The following is a 17,005-nucleotide window of genomic DNA, read 5'->3' as shown; positions in this document are numbered from 1 at the left end:
ACAGGTACAACGCGCCGCCGGCCCGCCTTGAATTCCGTGCCGGTGCAGCTATTCGGCCCGCAAGGCCTCGAGCGGATCGAGCCGCGCCGCGTGGATCGCCGGTGCCACGCCGGCGGCCAGCCCGACGCTCACCGCGACGCCTTCGGCGAGCAGTGCGTACAGCCACGGAATGCTCACCGGCAGGGCCGGCACCGCCAGCTTGAGCAAACCGGCAATGCCGCCACCCAGTACCAGCCCGGCGACGCCTCCGATGGCGGCGAGCAGGGTCGCTTCAGCAAGGAACAGCCAAAGGATGCGCTGGCGCGTGGCGCCGATCGCGCGCAAGAGGCCGATCTCGGCGGTGCGCTCAGATACCGCGATGGTCAGGATCGTCAGGATGCCGACGCCGCCGACCAGCAGCGAGATCCCGCCGATCGCCGCCACCGCAAAGGTCAGCGTGTCGAGGATGGTGCCGAACACATCCAGCATCTGTTGCTGCGTGATGATCGTGAAATCCTCGCCTCCGTGGCGGGCGCCCAGCACCTGCTTGATGCTGGCCACCACTTCTTCCACCGGCGCGGTCGGTTCATGCACGACATGGATTTCCATCAGACCTTCGCGGTTGAACATGTCGAGCGCTCGGCCCACCGGAATATAGGCGGTGTCGTCGAGGTCGAAGCCGAGCATCTGGCCCTTGGGCGCCATCACGCCGACCACGATGTAGCGTTCGCTGCCAATGCGCACATGGGCGCCCAGCGGCTGCGCGCCGGCGAAAAGCTCGCGCGCGACCTTGCTGCCCAGCACCGCGAAGGCGCGTGCGCTGCGCGGGTCGTCGTCGGGCAGGAACTGGCCGCTCGCCACCTTCATCTGCAGCGCATCGGGAAAGCGGTGGCCGACGCCATACAGGGTGATGCGCCGTGTGCGCGTGCCGTGCTTGATCTCGGCGTTGCCCTGCACCATCGGATCGGTGAGCCTGACCCAGGCGGCGCGCTGCAGCGCGATCGCATCGTCGATCGAGAGCGGCCGCGTGGTGTTGATGCCGCCCAGCGGCGCACCGTGCGTCTGCGACTTGCCCGGCTGCACCGACATCAGGTTGGTGCCGAACTGCGTGAACTCGGCGATCACATAGTGATGCAGGCCCTCGCCGATCGCGGTGAGCAGGATCACCGCGGCAATGCCGACTGCCACGCCCAGCGCAGACAGTGCGGTGCGCATCCGGTGCGCGGTGAGCGAAGCGAGCGTGAAGCGGGCGAGGTCGGCGTGGCGCATGCTCGTGTTCCCCCTAGCGCCGCGACAAGGCGTGCACCGGGTCGAGCTGCGCCGCGCGCCGCGCCGGCATCACCGTGAACACCACCGCGGTGACGACCGCGGTGAGGGGCGCAGCCAGCAACGCCCACCACGGTGCTGCAAACGGAATCGTCGGATAGGCTGCGACCAGTGCCTGCTGGCCCAGCAAGCCCACCGCCAGGCCGGCCGCTGCCCCGCCCAGCGCCAGCAGCACCGCCTCGCTGAAGAAGATGTGGCGGATCTCCGCGGCGGTCGCGCCCAGTGCTTTCAGCAGCCCGATCTCGCTGCGCCGTTGTGCGACCGAAATCAGCATCACGTTCATCACCAGGATGCCCGCGACCGCGAGGCTGATCGCGGCAAGCCCGCCGATCGCCAGCGTCAGCGTGCCGAGGATACGGTCGAAGGTCGCCAGCACCGCATCCTGCGTGATCACCGTGACATCGCGCTCGCCCTCGTGGCGCTGCTGCATGATCGATTCGGCATCGGCCTTCGCCTGCGGCACCTGGTCGCGCTGCTTGGCTTCCAGCAGCACGCGGAACAGGCCCTCGGTGTTGAACAGCGCCTGTGCGGCGGCCACCGGAACGATCACCACCTCGTCGGTGTCGATACCCAGCGAGGTGCCTTGTTTGCCGAGCACGCCGATCACGCGGAAGCGGCGGTCGCCGATGCGCAGCCAGCGGCCCAGCGGCGGCTGCTTGCCGAACAGCTCCAGCGCCACCGTGCGGCCGATCACGCACACCTGCTGCGCATGGTGCGGGTCGCCGCCGGGCAGGAACACCCCTTGCGACAAGGACATGTTCCGGATCGCAAGGAAGTCGGTGGTCGAGCCGAGCACCGGCCCCTCGCGCACGCGCGCATCGGCGCCATCGGCCGCGCGCACCGCACCAAGGCCGACGATCAGCGGCGCAAGGCGACGTACCGCAAGGCTGCGTGAGAGCGCGAGCGCGTCGTCCAGCGTGATGTCGCGGGTCGTTTCGCCGCTCGCGATCGACGGCCCGGCGCCGGCGGTTTCCGAGCGTCCCGGCAACACGATCACGAGGTTCGTGCCGAGCGCGCCGAACTGGTCGGCCACATAGCGCCGCGCGCCTTCGCCCAGTGCGCTGACCAGCACCACCGCCGCCACCCCGATGCCCATCGCCAGCAGCACCAGCGCCGTCCGCACCACGCCGCCGCGCACCACGCGCGCGGCGTACAGCAGCAGGTCGGCGGCGCGCATGCCCGTCACCCCTCGCCGCCAGAGGGTGACGACGCCATGTCTGGCGGCAGGGCACATAGCCGGACGTGCGTGGTGCGCATCTCAAGCGCCCTCCGGAACGATCTCGCCGTCCACCATGTGCAGCTGCCGCTGCGCACGCCGGCCGAGTTCCGGATCGTGGGTCACGACGATCAGCGTGGCGCCAGCCGCCTGCAGCCCTTCGAGCAGGGCGATCACTTCCTGCCCGGTATGGCGGTCGAGGTTACCGGTGGGTTCGTCGGCCAGGATCAGCGAGGGCCGCATCGCCATCGCGCGCGCAATCGCCACCCGCTGACATTGCCCGCCCGAAAGCTGGTTCGGCCGGTGGTCGGCGCGCGGCGTAAGGCCGTAGTCGCGTAGCAGCACTTCCACGCGGGCGGCGCGCTCGGCCGGGTCGATGCCGGCCAGCACCATCGGCAACTCGATGTTCTCGCACGCGGTCAGCCGCGGCACCAGATGGAAGGACTGGAACACGAAGCCGATCTTCTCGCGCCGCGCCCGCGCCAGCGCGTCGTCGTCCAGCCCGGTGACGTCGCTGCCGTCGAGCAGGTAGTGACCGCTGTCCGGCCGGTCGAGCAGGCCCAGCACGTTCAACAGCGTCGACTTGCCCGAGCCCGACGGGCCCATGATCGCGATGTACTCGCCCTGCGCGATGCTCAGGTCCAGCCCGCGCAGCGCGTTGACCGTCTCGTCGCCGACGGTGAAGCGGCGGGTGATGGCGGAGAGGAGGATCAGGGGTGGGGGCATGCTTTCGCTTCTTGCGGGAGATGAAGCGGGATCGCCTTCCGCGAACCCGGTCTATCGGACTCTCTGGATCATTGTGGTCATCAGTGCTCGCCTTCAAACTTGCTGTCATCGAAGGCGGCTTTAAGTGTGTAGCGAAAGATGCTCAACAGTTCTCCGAGCGACTTTGCCAGCCGGTCGTGATCGCCAAGGGCACCTTTTCCTCGATGAACGAGATTGCTCCTCACTTGGTAGTAATACTTCATGGCCTCTAACGGTTTTTCTGGATCAAGAATGCTCTTCTTCTTTGGGTCATCGGCACGCTGCACTGAGCGTTTATCGCTCGGTGCAAACTTGCGGAGAGCGGCCACAAATGCGGGTTCAGATGCAATTCTCAAGACCTTCTCTGTCGCTTTGTCTCGCAGGTGGTATCTCAGAGACGCATAGCGTTCAATTGAAGACCACAGCAATAGGTAAGCCATTTCGAGCCGAAACAAGGGTTTCAGGTCAGTGGGCGATTTCTCGCCTCTATTCTGTTTCAAGGTTTCTTCTACGACCTCAAGGGCGTCCGTGAAGAGAGGGTCTTTCCTCCCGTCCCAAGCCTCCTCCAAGGCGTGGGAGCCCTTATCTGGCGAAATGCCAACCAACAGATTGACAATTTGGCCTCCTGCGTCGGCCGTTCCCCAGCGGTACTGCTTCTCCGGCTCAAGATCTGAGATTCGTTGGTAGGCAGCAAGCTGACACTCAGTGCGAAATTGAATCAATACCCCATCTAACCTGCCTGGCAATTCAATTGCCGCAATGGGCAACCCATCTCGTATCTTCAATTGGCCATCGACCGTTCCCTCGAAGCATAGCGAAACGAACTCCTTAATCTGAAGAAAGGCCAGTTCTCCCGGTTTGAATACGCCGTAAGCAAAGAATGGGAGTGACAGATCCTTCGGGTGGGGCAAACGGTTTCCATTTTGTTCGTGCGTTTGGCAGTTCATTGTCGTGTCGCTATCTGTCTGGTTCTGCCGCGTGTGACCGCAGGTTGGGGTGAGTTTCACGAACCCCAACGTTTGGCGAGATCAGCTTTCTCGTGTTGTTCGCTGAAGTGGTTGGTGTGCCAACGTGCATCGGCCGGGAGTCCGTCCCGGCGGCCGGGTTCCTTTCTCTTGCTTGCCCAAGAGAAAGGAACCAAAGACAAGGGCACCCGGCGTTCGCGGTCGGGCGCGTTGCGCCCGACTTCCCTGCGTTGCTCGCACAACCGGGGGCCTGCGGAACTCGCCCTCGCTGCGCTCGGAGCTCAGACAGTCCTCGGCCTTCTTCCCGGTCGCGCTGCGCTACTCGGCGCTCTCGACGGGACCCGAAAGTCAAAACCTTCGCTTGAACAACGCTTGTGGATTGTTCGTCACGTGGATGGAGCGAAGCGGAATTCGACGTCGCCCCAAATGGTTCAGACGCAGATCCAGGAGTTCGGCCCACCGCCTGCATCCGGTCTGCGAGATACAGACAGCGATGAAACGTAGACGCTTTTCCATTCCCCTCTGAAACGCCGAGCAGCACAGAAGCATCGGGTTCCGACGCACGTAGTGCGGCGGTGGCGAGGACTGTTTGAGCACCGAGCGTAGCGAGGGCGAGTTCCGCAGCCACCCGATGCTTCGAGCAGCGCAGGGCACCCCGCCGCAGGCGGGGCGTTGAAGCGGGGCGGCACTCTTTGCTTACTTTCTGGTGCTGTTGCCAGAAAGTAAGACGCCCGCCGGGGCGGGACCCGGCTTGACCGGACACGCCGTCGCAGCGCGACACCGTCCGTCGCAAGCCGAAACGTTCGGCTACGCAGTCCTCAACCCAGCCTACGCGGGATGGCGTCGCCCGCCAGCGCGACTTCATTTCTTCAATACCTCCACTTCCGCCTTCACCCCCGCCTTCACGCCCGCGCGATCCAGCGAGGTCACGATGCGATCCCCCTTCACCAGTCCGCTCGCGACTTCCGTGAACGCCCAGTTCGAAAGGCCCGGCGTGAAGCCCGCTTCCTTCAGCACGCCATCGTTGCCGAGCACCAGCACCCGGTTGCCCGGCATCACTGCGGCGGTGGGGATGCGCAGCACCGGGTCGCGGGCGCTTACGATGATGTCGACATCGGCGCTGTAGCCGATCAGCAATGCCTTGGCGTCGGCGGTGTCGGTGAAGTGGACTTCGACTTCAGCGGTGCGCGCCTGTTTTTCGAGCGCGAGCACGTAGGGGGCGATGCGCTTTACGGTGCCCTTGAAATGGCGGCCGCGGAAGGCGTCGAGTGTGATGCGCGCGTCCATGCCGAGCTTGAGCCGCGCGGCGTCGACTTCGTCGATCGGCGCGCTGACGTAAAGGCAGCTGTCGTCGATCAGGTCGACCGCCGGCAGCGTCGGGATGCCGGGCGGCGAGGGGGTCAGGTACTCGCCGACCTCGCCATTGAGTTCGGCGACGATGCCGTCGAAGGGCGCACGCAGCACGGTGCGTTCGGTGTCGGCGCGCGAGGCACCGATGCGTGCTTCGGCCTCGGCGATCTGCGCGGTGGCGGCGCCGCAGGCGGCGGCGGTGGATTGGGCTTCGGACTGGCTGCGCTGGATGCCCTCGGGTGACAGGAAGCCCTGGTCGCGCAGCTGTTGGGCGCGATGTGCATTGGCGGCGGCGGTATTGGCGACAGTGCAAGCCTCGCGCGCATGGGCGCGGGCGCTTTGCAGCTGCTCGCGCGCGACCCGTTCGCGGGCAACGAAGTCGTCGTTCCACAATTCCAGCAGCAGCTGCCCGGCTTTGACCCGCTGCCCTTTCTTCACCGCCAGCGTGCCGATGCGGCCGCCGGCGGGCGGCGCGAGCTTGGCGCGACGGCAGGCGGTGACCGAGCCGGCGCGGGTGTTCGAAACGGTGGCTTCGACGCGGCCGGGCTGGACCTCGGCGACGGTCACCGTGACCGGCGCAGGGCGGGTAAGCCTGATGGCAAACAGGGCTACGGCGATCAGCAGCGCGAGCGCCAGCGCGATGCGGCGCCGGGCCTTGGGGCGGGCTTTCTTCGGTGCGGTCTGGGGCGAGTCCATCGGGGCCTCTTGCACGGATAGCGCAGCCGACACTACACCCCTTCGGCGTCGTGCGGGGTTTGCGCGGCGTCAGGGTCGCGGCGGGTGTGCCGCTGTTGCGTGGGCCGAGGCGGTCCGCCGCTCAGGCGGCGAGTGCGCCTTCAAGCTCGCCCACCTCTTTCTTGTAACGCACGAAGGTCGCGCTGTCCGCCAGCTGCGGATTGGTGCATCGGAAGACCATGCTGCCGTCTTCACCGGGCGCGCCGGCGTAGCCGAAGATGTTGAGTGCGAGCACTTCGCGCTGGGTCACGCGCAGGAAGGGTTTGTCGCCCGCGTGGAAGTCGAGCTGTTTCGCGCCGGCGAAGCCCATGCGCTTATCGTTGCCGGCGGCGACCCAGGCGCTTTCGAGCCGATCGGTGTGTACCAGCGTGAACGGGCCGTGCGAGTGGATGCCGCCGAGGATGAAGGCGTCGTTGTAGAACAGGCGCCAGCGGTCCTGGTTGCTGGTGTCGACGAAGATGCCGCCACCATCGAAGACGGATTTGTTCTTCGCAAGCAGGTCCTGCAGGTGTTCGATCAGGCCGATGTTGAGCCCGCTGCGGGCACCCTGCTCAAGCCCGTGCAGGTAGTACCTGAAGGCGGTTGCGGCCTGCGCGAAATCGGCCTTTGCGTCGAACTGGTAAGTGGTTTTGTGTGCGGCGAGGAAGTCCGACTTGAACGCCACGAAAGTCTCATAGGCCATGATCCAAGCTCCACGAGCAATACGGCGAGATGCCTGATTGCAGCCTAGGCCCGCAGCGCACGATCGCAAGCGGGTCCGTCGGTGTCGTTGACGCAGGGCCAAGGCGGCTCGCCGGCCGCGATCAGGGCATCAGTCCGGCAGCGGTGCGAACAGCGCCTGTAGCCCGGCTTCGTCGAATTTCGCGTCGCCCGCGTGGTCTTCGGAGAGGATGCCGGCGGCGAGTGCGGCCTTCTGTTCCTGCAGCGCGAGGATCTTCTCTTCGATGCTGCCCGCCACCACGAGTTTGTAGACGAACACATTCTTCGTCTGGCCGATGCGGTGGGCGCGGTCGGTGGCCTGGTCTTCGGCCGCGGGGTTCCACCACGGGTCGAAGTGGATCACCGTGTCGGCGGCGGTGAGGTTGAGGCCCACGCCACCGGCTTTCAGGCTGATCAGGAAGACCGGCGCATCGCCGTTCTGGAACGCTTCCACCACCGCCTGACGGTCGCGCGTGCTGCCGTCCAGCCTCAAATGCGCGATCTTCGCCTCGGCGAGTGCGTCAGCGATCAGATCCAGCATGGTCGTGAATTGCGAGAACAGCAGCACCCGGCGGCCCTCTTCGACGAGGCCGGGCAGCAGGTCCATCAGCAGGTCGAGCTTGGTATGCTCCTTCACCTTGGCGGCGGCCGGCGTTTGTAGCAGGCGCGGGTCGCAGCAGACCTGGCGCAGCTTGAGCAGCGCATCAAGGATCACGATCTGGCTGCGGGCAAAGCCGCGCGCGGCCACTTCGTCACGGATGCGTTTGTCCATCGTCGCGCGCACGGTCTCGTACAGATCGCGCTGGCGGCCTTCGAGTTCGACGCTGCGCACGATGATGGTCTTGGGTGGCAGTTCGGCGGCCACTTCCTGCTTGCGGCGCCGCAGGATGAAGGGCGCCAGGCGCCGCGCCAGCAGCTCGCGCCGCAGCAGGTTGCCGTGCTTTTCGATCGGCGTGCGCCAGGCCTGCGTGAAGGCTTTGGCGTCGCCGAGGAAACCGGGCATCAGGAAGTCGAATTGCGACCACAGCTCGCCGAGGTGGTTTTCCAGCGGCGTGCCGGTGAGGCAGAGGCGATGCCGCGCATCGACTTCGCGTACCACCTGGGCGGCGAGGCTGCGAACGTTCTTCACCGTCTGCGCTTCGTCGAGGATCAGGAAGTGCCAGCTGCGCGCGGTCAGCGCCTCGCGGTCGCGTGCCAGCAGCGGGTAAGTGGTCAGCACCACGTCGTGGCTGTCGATCGATTCGAAGTGTTCACGGCGATCGGCGCCGTGAAGCTTGAGCACGCGCAGGTCCGGCGCGAAGCGGGCGGCTTCCTGCTGCCAGTTGAACACCAGCGAGGTCGGCAGCACCACCAGCGAGGGGCGGTCCATGCGGCCGGCGCGCTTTTCGGTCAGCAGGTGAGCGAGGGTCTGCGCGGTCTTGCCGAGCCCCATGTCGTCGGCCAGGATGCCGCCCAGTTCATGCGCACGCAGGTGCTGCATCCACGCGAGGCCTTCCCGCTGGTAGGCGCGCAGGGTGCCGGTGAATCCCTCGGGTGGCTCCACCGGTGCCACGTTCGCGGCATCGGCGAGGCGCGCAATCCAGGGCGCAAGGCGGTCTACGCCATCCAGCGTCCAGTCGCTGTCGGTGAAGGCCTGCTTGAGGCGCGGCGCATCCAGCGCACTGAGCTTGAGCGTGCCGTTGGGCGTGTCGAACAGATCCACCAGCGTCGACGCGAGCGGCTTTATGCGCGCCGCGGGAAGCTGGATGCGTGCGCCGTCCGGGCCTAGCAGTTCGATCGCCTCGTCATCGGCAATTGCGTCAATCGCGGCGCGGTCGAGCCAGCGCGTGTCGCGGCGGAACAGCACATAGAGCAGCGGCGCAAGATCGAGCCGCTGGCCGTTCACCTCGATGCCGAGCGAGAGGGCCAGCCAGCCGTTGCCGTCTTCTTCCAGTTCCGCATGCCAGTCATCGACGGTGAGCACATGGTGGCGGAAGTCTGCCGCGCACTCGATCTGCCAGCCGGCCGCGCGCAATGCGGGCGCCTCGGCGCTGAAGAATTCCCGCCAGGCCTCTTCGCTGGCGAGCCCCAGCATGCCGGTCGGGAGCCGTTCGAAGCTGCTCAGCGCGCGCGGCGGCGTCGGCGCAAAGCCGGCGCGCTTGAGCGCGGCCAGCGCATCGGCTTCGGCCCTTTCGTCGCGCACGACGCGGGCAGCGCGGCCGTTGGGCAGCGTGATCAGCGATTCATCGCTGCCCGCGGGCAGTTCGGCATCGCCATAGCGGAAGGCCGCTTGCGCGTAGTCGTAGGTGGCGTGCAGGGTCTGCGGGTAGTCGCGGTGCGGCATCAATTGCCACACATGCAGGCTTTGCAGATGCAACACCGGTTGCAGGTCGGTTTCGATGGTCGGCAACTGCGCCGCGGCGGGCGGTGGCAGCGTCGGCGCGACGTCGGCGAGCACGCCAGCTACCAAGGCCAGCTCAGCGCCGTTGAGCGGCGGCAGGTGCAGCGCTTCGGCCACGACATCGGCTTCCGGCACGGTCAGTGCGCCGCACTCGCCGTTGTGATCCAGATATCGGAAGGGTTGGGTGTCGAGCACCACCTGCGCTGCGGGTGTTGCCTCGAGGTGGGCGCGCAGCCCGCCTTCGCGTGCGGGCTGCCAGCTCATGCGGCCGGGGCGCGGGGCGCCGCGGGTCAGCGGCAATTCGCCGGGAAGGTCCGGCTCGTCTTCGTTGCCGACGAAGGCGCGCCCGGTGTCGAGCAGTGCATCGATCAGCAGGCTGCCATGGCGCCCGATCAGCGGCACTTCGCCCCAGCTGCCATAACGCTGGATGCTGCGTTCGGTGGCGCGGATCTGGCGCAGCACCGGCAGGTCGTCTTCCGCGACGAAGGCCGGCGGCTTGAGCAGCGCCTGATCGACGTTGTACCAGGACTCGGCCTGCGCGATGTGGCCGTCCGCGTTCAGGCGCACCTTGTGGATGACGAGGTTCGCGCCCATCCCCAGCACACCCGGCACCACGGTGTAGCGCAGCATCTGGCGATTGGTCGGCTTCTTCGGCTTGCTCGCGTTGCGTGACTTGGCGATGCGGGCGCGCAGTTGCTGCGCCCACTCCAGCACTTCGGCGCGCGGCTTTTCGACCAGCGCGCCGGGCCGCTTGGCGGCCAGCAGCACCGCGACGACATGCTTGCAGCGCCCGCCGACCGGGCAGGAACAACGGCTCGCGATCTCGATCGTGATTTCACCGAGCAGTTCGCGTTGGCTCAGGCGTACCACGGTGCGGTAGGGGCGTGGCGCCGAGCCGGTGACGTTGGCCATCAAGGCGTCGCCGGACAGCTCCAGATCACGCACGCGCCCGGTGTACTGCCGGCCACGCGCCAGCGCCGCGCTGGAGAAGAATTCTTCCAGCGTGGCGTCGTCGAGGCGGGTGAGCAGGTCGGTGAGCGGCATCGGCGCGTCGGGTCAGGCAAAGCCTGCAAGCATACCTGCCCCTTCTGACACCGTCAGGGCCGTGCCTTGGGCCAGATCGCGTGGAAGTGATGCACCGGGCCGTGGCCTTTGCCGACATCCAGGTCGCCGGATGCGGCAATCGCGCGCAGCAGCCATTCGCGGGCGTGGCGCACCGCGGCCTCGACCGGGCGCATCTGCCCGGCGGCTTGTGGCAGCAGCGCCGCGATCGCGGACGACAGCGTGCAACCGGTGCCGTGCGTGTTCTTGGTGTCGATGCGCGGCGCCGGCAGTTCGACCATGCGGTCGCCGTCGAAGAGCAGGTCGACCAGTTCGTCGCCCGGCAGGTGGCCGCCCTTGAGCAGCACCCAGCGTTCGCTGGAGAGCGGCAACAGCTCGCGCAGGCGTTCGGCGGCGCGGTACATCTCCTTGACCGTTTCCGGTGCGCGCTGTTCGAGCAGCACGCCGGCTTCCGGCAGATTCGGGGTGATCATGAAGCTTTGCGGCAGCAGCGCTTCCTTGAGCATCGCGACGGCATTCTTCGCAAGCAGATGGTCGCCGCTCTTGGCGACCATCACCGGATCGCAGACGACGAATCTGGCGGCGTAGTGAGCGAGCCGGTCGGCCACCGTGGCGACAATGTCAGCGCTGCCCAGCATGCCGAGCTTCACAGCGTCGATCCGCACGTCGGCAAACAGGGTGTCGATCTGCAGGCGCAGGAAATCGACGGGCGGCGTGTGTACGCCGGTCACGGCCTGCGTGTTCTGCGCGGTGAGGGCGGCAACGACGCCGCAGCCGTAGGCGCCGAGTGCGGAGAAGGTTTTCAGGTCGGCATAGATGCCGGCGCCGCCGGAAGGGTCGACGCCGGCAATCGAAAGGGTGTTCGGTTTGATGTGGGTCATGCGGAGTCCGGGTGACTGGCGCCACCATTCAAATGAGAATTAATCGCAACAACTGCGGAGCTGCGATGAGGAAGATTCAAGTTCGCCTTCGGTTTGGCCGTTTGAGCGGTGAGTGGACATGATTGTTGCACTGCCTTGGTCCGGACGCGGCGGAGACGGAAACTGACATGCGATCAATACTGATCATGCTGGGCTTGCTGCCCCTGGCTGCGGAGGCTGCGCATCCGCTCTATACCGACGATACCGGCACGCAAGGGGCGGGCGGATGGCAGCTGGAGCTCAATGCCGACCGCAACCTGCAGCGCGATGGTAGCCCCGCGACGATGCTCGGCAATGCGACGCTGACGTTCGGCGCAACCGACACGCTGGATGCGTTTGTGAGCGCAAGCTGGCTGCGCCAGTGGGATGGCGAATCGAGCCGGCAAGGCGCCGGCGACGTCGCGCTCGGCGTGAAGTGGCGTGCGCTGGAATCAGGCGGCTTCGCGCTGGCACTCAAGCCCGCGGTGCAGTTGCCCACCGGCTCGCGTGAAGCGGGCCTTGGGAACGGACAGGCCTTCTACAGCCTGGGCCTGATCGCAAGCTGGAGCGGCGAGGACTGGATGCTGATGGCGAACGCCGGCGCGGCCTACCTCACCGCCGATACCGGCAACCGCAAGCGCATCTACAGCGTCGCCGGTGGCGGCTTTTACCGCGTCACGCCAACCGTTCGGCTCGCTGGCGAACTCGTTTCGTACTCCAGCTCCGACCTGGCGCAAAGCGAAGACCCTGCCTTCGCTACGCTGGGCCTGATCTACAGCCCGGCCGATACGCTTGATTTCGATGTCGGAATTCGTGCCGGCCTGAACGATGCGATCTTCCGCAGCTCCTTCGGCGCCGGTGTGACCTGGCGCTGGTGAGCGCAGCTCAAGCTGGCCGTCGTGCGGTCGTAAATCCTTTGAACGCCGATACGCGCGCGGGCCCCCCGCCCGGCGCGTTCAAGGTGCTACGGACCCATTCCATGAAACAGATCAAACCGCTTTTGCGTGGCTTCGTCGTTCTGGTGCTGATCCTGGTCAGCGCATTGACGGCGACCGTGGTTTTCCAGCTCAGCTACCTTGAACGCCGCAGCGAGTACGAACACAGCATCACCGACAAGCTGGTGGATGGCCTTGGCGAAGCCCGCCTGCAGGTCGTGCAGGTACAGCAGTTCCTCACCGACGCCTCGGCCACCGGCGAGCAGGATGGCATCGACGATGGCAAGAAGGCCTACGACGCCACGATCAAGGCGCTCGAAGAGATTGTCCGTCTCGCGCCGGAGCACGCTCAGGCGGTAGACGTACTCAAGGCAAGCGTCGGCAAACTGCATGAAACCGGGCTGCGCATGGTCGCCGGCTACAAGGAAAGCCGTGAGGCCGGCAACGCGATCATGAAGGCGCCCGATGGCTTCGATCAGCAGTCCGAAGCGACGCAGAAGCTGGTGGAGGCGCTCGCTGCCACCATCAACGGGCAGCAGCGCGAAGCCGTTGATACGGTGACCCGATCGATCCGCCTCACGCGCTGGACCTGCGGCGTACTTGGCCTGGCGCTGGCGCTGTTCGTCGTCATCGGATCGATTCGCCTGTATCGCCTGATCATCGCCGAAATCGGCGCCGAACCCGCGATCGGCGTCGAGATTGCGCGGCAGCTGGCCAGCGGCGACCTCTCCGAAGTCAAGGCCGCGGAAGGGGCTCCCGGCGACAGCCTGATCGCGCACCTGCGCACCATGCGGGCCAAGTGGACCGATGTTGCCAGCGGCTTGCGCGGGCATGCCGCGCTGATGATCGCTGCGTCATCCGAACTGGCGAGCAACTCGCACGCGCTGGCCGAGGGCAGCATGATGCAGAGTGCCGCAACCTCGGCGATCGCCTCCAACATCGAGCAACTGTCGGCCAGCGTGGACGAGATCGCCCTGCAGGCCGCCGAAGCCAATGCCGAAGTTGCCAAACTCGGCCAGCAGGCCGAATCGAGCGGTGCGGTGATCGAAAAGGTGGCCGACGAAGTGCACGCAGTGGCCAGCACCGTCGGCGAAGCGGCCGGGCAGGTGGCTGAACTGGAACGTCGCGCGGAAGAGATCGCCGGCATCGTCACCTCGATCCGAGAAATTGCCGACCAGACCAATTTGCTGGCGCTCAATGCGGCGATCGAAGCGGCGCGGGCCGGCGAATCGGGGCGGGGCTTCGCGGTCGTGGCGGACGAAGTGCGCAAGCTTGCCGACCGCACCGGGGCGTCCACCGTATCGATCAGCAAGATGATCGACGAGGTGCGCGGCGCGACCGAACGCATCGTGGCGACCATGCGCGAGGGTGAAGCGCGGGTCGAGTCGAGCGTTGCGCTCGCGCGTGAAGCCTATGCCGCCATGCGCGAGGTGCGCAGCGTGTCGGCGAGCGCCTGCGAACAGGTCGACCGCATCAACCACGCACTGACCGAGCAGCGCCAGAACACCCACGACATCGCACGTCACATGGAAGGCATCGCTGATTCGACCACCGTGAACGCGAACGCGGCGGAAGGCGTCGCGGTGACCAGCCGCAATATCGACAGCCTTGCCCAGGCGATCGAGCACGATGTCGGCTATTTCAAGACCAGCGCCACCAGCGGCGGTTCGGCAGAACTCTGGTAACACATCCGCCGGCGATCTTGCTGGCTAAAGACCTGCTACGGCAGGTAGAATCGCGCGCTTTCCAGAATCCCTGACGCGGCAGCGCCCACAAGGCGGCTGCCGCGCGCGTTACATGAGCGGCACTTCCCTTCGTTTCCCGGCCGTCGAGGCGCTACGCGCACTCGCCTCGCAGCTGATCGTGCTGCACCACATCGCCTTCTACGGCCCCATGTCCGATGTGGCCCAGAGCGTGGCCCCGGACCTGCTCGCATGGCTGAGCCAGCATGGCAGACTGGCCGTGCAGGTCTTCTTCGTGCTGGCCGGTTTCATGGCGGCGCGTGGCCTCGCGCCGGACGGGCGACTGCGCGCGGTTCAGCCGCTGCATGGTCTGGTCTGGCAGCGCTATCTGCGGGTCGGGTTGCCCTATCTGGCGATGCTGGCGCTGAGCCTGGTCGCCGCGGCGCTGGCACGCGAACTGATCGATCACGACTCGATTCCGCAGGCGCCAGACCTGTTCCAGCTGGCCGCGCATGTGCTGTTGTTGCAGAACCTGCTGGGCGTCGAATCGCTGTCGGCGGGGGTCTGGTATGTCGCGATCGACCTGCAGCTGTTCGCCCTGTTTGCCGGCCTGCTGGCCTTGTCACGCCGTACGGGCGGGCGCCACACATCGGCGCTGCTGGTCAGCTGCCTCGCGCTGGCGTCGTTGTTCTATTTCAATCGCGATGCAATGTGGGACGTCTGCGCGCTGTACTTCTTCGCCGCCTATGCTGCCGGCGCGCTGGCGTGGTGGATCGGGGCGCGGCGCGATGCACCAAGCTGGCTGCTGATCCTTGCCATCGTCGCGACGCTCGCGTTGATGGTGGACTTCCGCACACGCATCGCGGTGGCCGCCGCAACGGCGCTGCTGCTGGGCTTTGGCCGCTATGCCGGCTGGTTGTCACGCCCGATCCGCCTGCCGGGCGTTGCCTTTCTGGGCCGCATTTCCTACGCCCTGTTCCTGGTGCACTTCCCGGTCTTCCTGATCGTGAACGCAGCCTTCTCACGCTTTGTGCCGGAAGTGCCGGAACTGCACGCGCTGGGCATGGTGCTGACCTGGCTCATCAGCATTTGCGCGGCATCGCTCTTCCACTACCGTCTCGAAGTGCCGCTGGTCGCCTGGGCAACCCGGCCGCGCGCCGGGCTCGGCGATCTGGCCGCGAGCCGCGCCTGATCAAGCTCGGGCGGTGCGGGCCGGGAACAGGTTCAGCGCCGCCCACTGCAGCAGCATGATCGTCTTCGCGTCGCAGATGCGGCCGTCAGCGACCATCGCCATCGCGTCGTCGAAGTCCAGTTCGAAGACTTCGATGTCCTCGCCTTCGTGTTCGAGCCCGCCGCCCTCGCTGACCTTGTCCTGCGGGTCGTATTCGGCGACGAACAGGTGCAGGCGTTCGGTCACCGCGCCGGGGCTCATGAAGGCCTCGCAGACTTTGCGCACGTTGCCGACGCGGTAGCCGGCCTCCTCCTCGGCCTCGGCGCGGATGCGCGTTTCCGGATCCGCCTCGTCGAGCAAGCCTGCCGGCACTTCGATCATCAGGTCGTCGTGGTGATTGACGAAGGCCGGGTAGCGGAACTGCCGTGTCATGACCACCGTACGCCGCGGCAGGCTGTAGAGCAGGATCGCCGCACCATTGCCGCGGTCGTAGCTTTCGCGGTGCTGCGCCTGCCAGCGGCCGTCACGGCGGCGGAACTCGAAATGCGTGGTCTTCAGGATGTACCAGTTGTCCGACAGCAATCGTTCTTCGAGGACGCGTACCCGATCCGCAATGCTCATGGTGCTTCTCCGTGATTCATGGGGGCTGCTCAAGCGGCGCGCCTGAAGGTCAGGTTGATGCGCTGCGCGCCAAGCAGTGAGTGTATCCCCTCGGCGAGCGGCTTCACGCCGTGGAAGCGCAGGCGGTCCGGCCCGCCCCACACCAGCACGTCGCCGTGATACAGCGTGAGCTGCCGCACCGGGTCGCTTCGCGTCAGCCCGCCGAACAGGAACACCGCCGGCAGCCCGAGCGATACCGAGACGATAGGCGCGGAAAGGTCCCGTTCGTCACGGTCCTGATGCAGTGATAGACGCGTTCCCGGCGCATAGCGGTTGATCAGGCAGGCGTCGGGGGCGAAGTCCGGAAAGCCGGCCAGGGTGGCAGCGCTGCGCGCAAGATCGCGTAAGACATCGGGCATTGGCGGCCATGGCTGCCCGGTCTCGGGGTCACTTGCCTGATAGCGATACCCGCTGCGATCGCTGACCCAGCCGAGTGGCCCGCAGTTGCTCATGGCAACCGACATGCGCTGGCCGCCCGGCGTAATCAGATGCCGCAACGGGGATTGCGCAAGGATGTGGCCGAGCGCTTCGAGCAAAGCGGGGGCCTGCGCTTCGGCGAAACCGTGCAGGAGGAACGTGCCGGCGGAGAGAGGCTCGACGCCAGCGGGGCCGTGCGCCGGGCCGAACAGGTCAGCGGCCATCGCACGCGATCAAGTGCTGTGCGGTTTCAGCACTGTGGCCCTGCAAGGCAGTACGCATCGAGCGCATTGGCGACGAGGCGTTCCAGCGTCCGCTTGTCGACTTCCGCTTTCAGGACGAAGCCGTTGATCTGCAGGCCGGCATAGCGTGCCTTGCCGGCCAGGTCTGCCCCGGAGGTCCGTACGATGATCTGCACGCGATGGTTTTCCAGGTCGTCGCGCACGGTTCGCACGATGCGCACGCCGGAGTCGTAGTCGGCCAGCACGCCTTCGAGCAGGATCAGTGCGGGGGCTACAAGCTCGGGCAGAACGTGCATCGTTTCGGGTTCCGAAAAGGTGCTGACGAAGCGCAGCGGGCGCCCGTGGAACTCGAAGTGCCGCAGCGCCATGCGGGTCGTGCCATGGGAATCACCATCGCTGTCCACCAGCAGCACCAGCCAGCCGTCAGCGCCGCGCAGCGGTGGCGTGGTTTCCGCTTCCCCGTCATCCTCGATGAACAGCAGTTCGTCCATGGCGGCCGCAGCCTGTTTTGCCAGTGGCAATGCTGCAGTGTAGGCCCGCGAT

Annotated in this window: 14 protein-coding genes; 3 read left to right on the top strand and 11 right to left on the bottom strand. The window is 66.4% G+C overall.

The genetic code is table 11. The features are described 5' to 3' along the window. Window positions 1-48 precede the first annotated feature (48 nt). The 8 genes from GGR36_RS13230 to thiD form a co-directional block, all read right to left on the bottom strand. Entirely contained in the window at window positions 49-1,248 is a 1,200-nt protein-coding gene (locus GGR36_RS13230) for an ABC transporter permease (RefSeq protein WP_183635206.1), read from the bottom strand. 13 nt (window positions 1,249-1,261) lie between these two features. Then, complete coding sequence (locus GGR36_RS13225; RefSeq protein WP_183635205.1) at window positions 1,262-2,482, bottom strand: ABC transporter permease; 1,221 nt, start codon at window positions 2,480-2,482, stop codon at window positions 1,262-1,264. Between the two features lie 81 nt (window positions 2,483-2,563). Beyond that, complete coding sequence (locus GGR36_RS13220) at window positions 2,564-3,247, bottom strand: ABC transporter ATP-binding protein (RefSeq protein WP_183635204.1); 684 nt, start codon at window positions 3,245-3,247, stop codon at window positions 2,564-2,566. A gap of 80 nt (window positions 3,248-3,327) precedes the next feature. Further along, the gene (locus GGR36_RS13215; protein WP_183635203.1) at window positions 3,328-4,272 is read right to left on the bottom strand and encodes a hypothetical protein; all 945 of its coding nucleotides are present in this window, start codon (window positions 4,270-4,272) and stop codon (window positions 3,328-3,330) included. 819 nt (window positions 4,273-5,091) lie between these two features. Next, window positions 5,092-6,276, bottom strand: a complete 1,185-nt coding sequence (locus tag GGR36_RS13210; protein ID WP_183635202.1) for an efflux RND transporter periplasmic adaptor subunit — start codon at window positions 6,274-6,276, stop codon at window positions 5,092-5,094. 121 nt (window positions 6,277-6,397) lie between these two features. Continuing rightward, window positions 6,398-6,997 (bottom strand): hypothetical protein, encoded by a 600-nt coding sequence (locus GGR36_RS13205; protein WP_183635201.1) that lies wholly within the window; start codon window positions 6,995-6,997, stop codon window positions 6,398-6,400. 129 nt (window positions 6,998-7,126) lie between these two features. Continuing rightward, a complete protein-coding gene (locus GGR36_RS13200) occupies window positions 7,127-10,438 on the bottom strand; it encodes a DEAD/DEAH box helicase (RefSeq protein WP_183635200.1) in 3,312 nt (1,103 codons plus the stop codon). 53 nt (window positions 10,439-10,491) lie between these two features. After that, complete coding sequence (thiD, locus tag GGR36_RS13195) at window positions 10,492-11,337, bottom strand: bifunctional hydroxymethylpyrimidine kinase/phosphomethylpyrimidine kinase (protein WP_183635199.1); 846 nt, start codon at window positions 11,335-11,337, stop codon at window positions 10,492-10,494. A 167-nt stretch (window positions 11,338-11,504) separates the two neighbouring features. On the opposite strand from thiD, the gene GGR36_RS13190 reads away from it, so the two are divergent. The 3 genes from GGR36_RS13190 to GGR36_RS13180 all read left to right on the top strand — a co-directional run bounded on the left by GGR36_RS13190 (window position 11,505) and on the right by GGR36_RS13180 (window position 15,164). Then, window positions 11,505-12,233: a transporter gene (locus tag GGR36_RS13190; protein ID WP_183635198.1), complete on the top strand. Its 729-nt coding sequence runs from the start codon at window positions 11,505-11,507 to the stop codon at window positions 12,231-12,233. A 101-nt stretch (window positions 12,234-12,334) separates the two neighbouring features. Next, window positions 12,335-13,975 carry a methyl-accepting chemotaxis protein gene (locus GGR36_RS13185; RefSeq protein WP_183635197.1) on the top strand — a complete coding sequence of 547 codons (1,641 nt, stop codon included), beginning with the start codon at window positions 12,335-12,337 and terminating at the stop codon, window positions 13,973-13,975. A 112-nt stretch (window positions 13,976-14,087) separates the two neighbouring features. After that, on the top strand, window positions 14,088-15,164 hold the full coding sequence (locus GGR36_RS13180; RefSeq protein ID WP_183635196.1) for an acyltransferase family protein: 1,077 nt from the start codon (window positions 14,088-14,090) through the stop codon (window positions 15,162-15,164). Here GGR36_RS13180 and GGR36_RS13175 read toward each other — a convergent pair whose 3' ends face one another. Genes GGR36_RS13175 through GGR36_RS13165 form a run of 3 tightly spaced genes read right to left on the bottom strand, consistent with a single transcriptional unit; the run spans window position 15,165 to window position 16,953 of the window. Next, entirely contained in the window at window positions 15,165-15,764 is a 600-nt protein-coding gene (locus GGR36_RS13175; RefSeq protein ID WP_183635195.1) for an NUDIX hydrolase, read from the bottom strand. A 29-nt stretch (window positions 15,765-15,793) separates the two neighbouring features. Then, on the bottom strand, window positions 15,794-16,444 hold the full coding sequence (gene alkB / locus GGR36_RS13170) for a DNA oxidative demethylase AlkB (protein ID WP_183635194.1): 651 nt from the start codon (window positions 16,442-16,444) through the stop codon (window positions 15,794-15,796). A gap of 26 nt (window positions 16,445-16,470) precedes the next feature. Continuing rightward, a complete protein-coding gene (locus tag GGR36_RS13165; protein WP_183635193.1) occupies window positions 16,471-16,953 on the bottom strand; it encodes a hypothetical protein in 483 nt (160 codons plus the stop codon). Between the last annotated feature and the right edge of the window lie 52 nt (window positions 16,954-17,005).

Source organism: Niveibacterium umoris, from assembly GCF_014197015.1.
Classification (GTDB): domain Bacteria; phylum Pseudomonadota; class Gammaproteobacteria; order Burkholderiales; family Rhodocyclaceae; genus Niveibacterium; species Niveibacterium umoris.
Note: the sequence above shows the minus strand (reverse complement) of the source record. Positions and strands in the feature narration are given on the sequence as shown.

Excerpts from the sequence above, each read along its gene's own strand:
- GGR36_RS13230 (WP_183635206.1), bottom strand. The coding sequence starts at position 1,248 with ATGCGCCACGCCGACCTCGCCCGCTTCACGCTCGCTTCGCTCACCGCG.
- GGR36_RS13225 (WP_183635205.1), bottom strand. The coding sequence starts at position 2,482 with ATGCGCGCCGCCGACCTGCTGCTGTACGCCGCGCGCGTGGTGCGCGGC.
- GGR36_RS13220 (WP_183635204.1), bottom strand. The coding sequence starts at position 3,247 with ATGCCCCCACCCCTGATCCTCCTCTCCGCCATCACCCGCCGCTTCACC.
- GGR36_RS13210 (WP_183635202.1), bottom strand. The coding sequence starts at position 6,276 with ATGGACTCGCCCCAGACCGCACCGAAGAAAGCCCGCCCCAAGGCCCGG.
- GGR36_RS13205 (WP_183635201.1), bottom strand. The coding sequence starts at position 6,997 with ATGGCCTATGAGACTTTCGTGGCGTTCAAGTCGGACTTCCTCGCCGCA.
- GGR36_RS13200 (WP_183635200.1), bottom strand. The coding sequence starts at position 10,438 with ATGCCGCTCACCGACCTGCTCACCCGCCTCGACGACGCCACGCTGGAA.
- thiD (WP_183635199.1), bottom strand. The coding sequence starts at position 11,337 with ATGACCCACATCAAACCGAACACCCTTTCGATTGCCGGCGTCGACCCT.
- GGR36_RS13190 (WP_183635198.1), top strand. The coding sequence starts at position 11,505 with ATGCGATCAATACTGATCATGCTGGGCTTGCTGCCCCTGGCTGCGGAG.
- GGR36_RS13185 (WP_183635197.1), top strand. The coding sequence starts at position 12,335 with ATGAAACAGATCAAACCGCTTTTGCGTGGCTTCGTCGTTCTGGTGCTG.
- GGR36_RS13180 (WP_183635196.1), top strand. The coding sequence starts at position 14,088 with ATGAGCGGCACTTCCCTTCGTTTCCCGGCCGTCGAGGCGCTACGCGCA.
- GGR36_RS13175 (WP_183635195.1), bottom strand. The coding sequence starts at position 15,764 with ATGAGCATTGCGGATCGGGTACGCGTCCTCGAAGAACGATTGCTGTCG.
- alkB (WP_183635194.1), bottom strand. The coding sequence starts at position 16,444 with ATGGCCGCTGACCTGTTCGGCCCGGCGCACGGCCCCGCTGGCGTCGAG.
- GGR36_RS13165 (WP_183635193.1), bottom strand. The coding sequence starts at position 16,953 with ATGGACGAACTGCTGTTCATCGAGGATGACGGGGAAGCGGAAACCACG.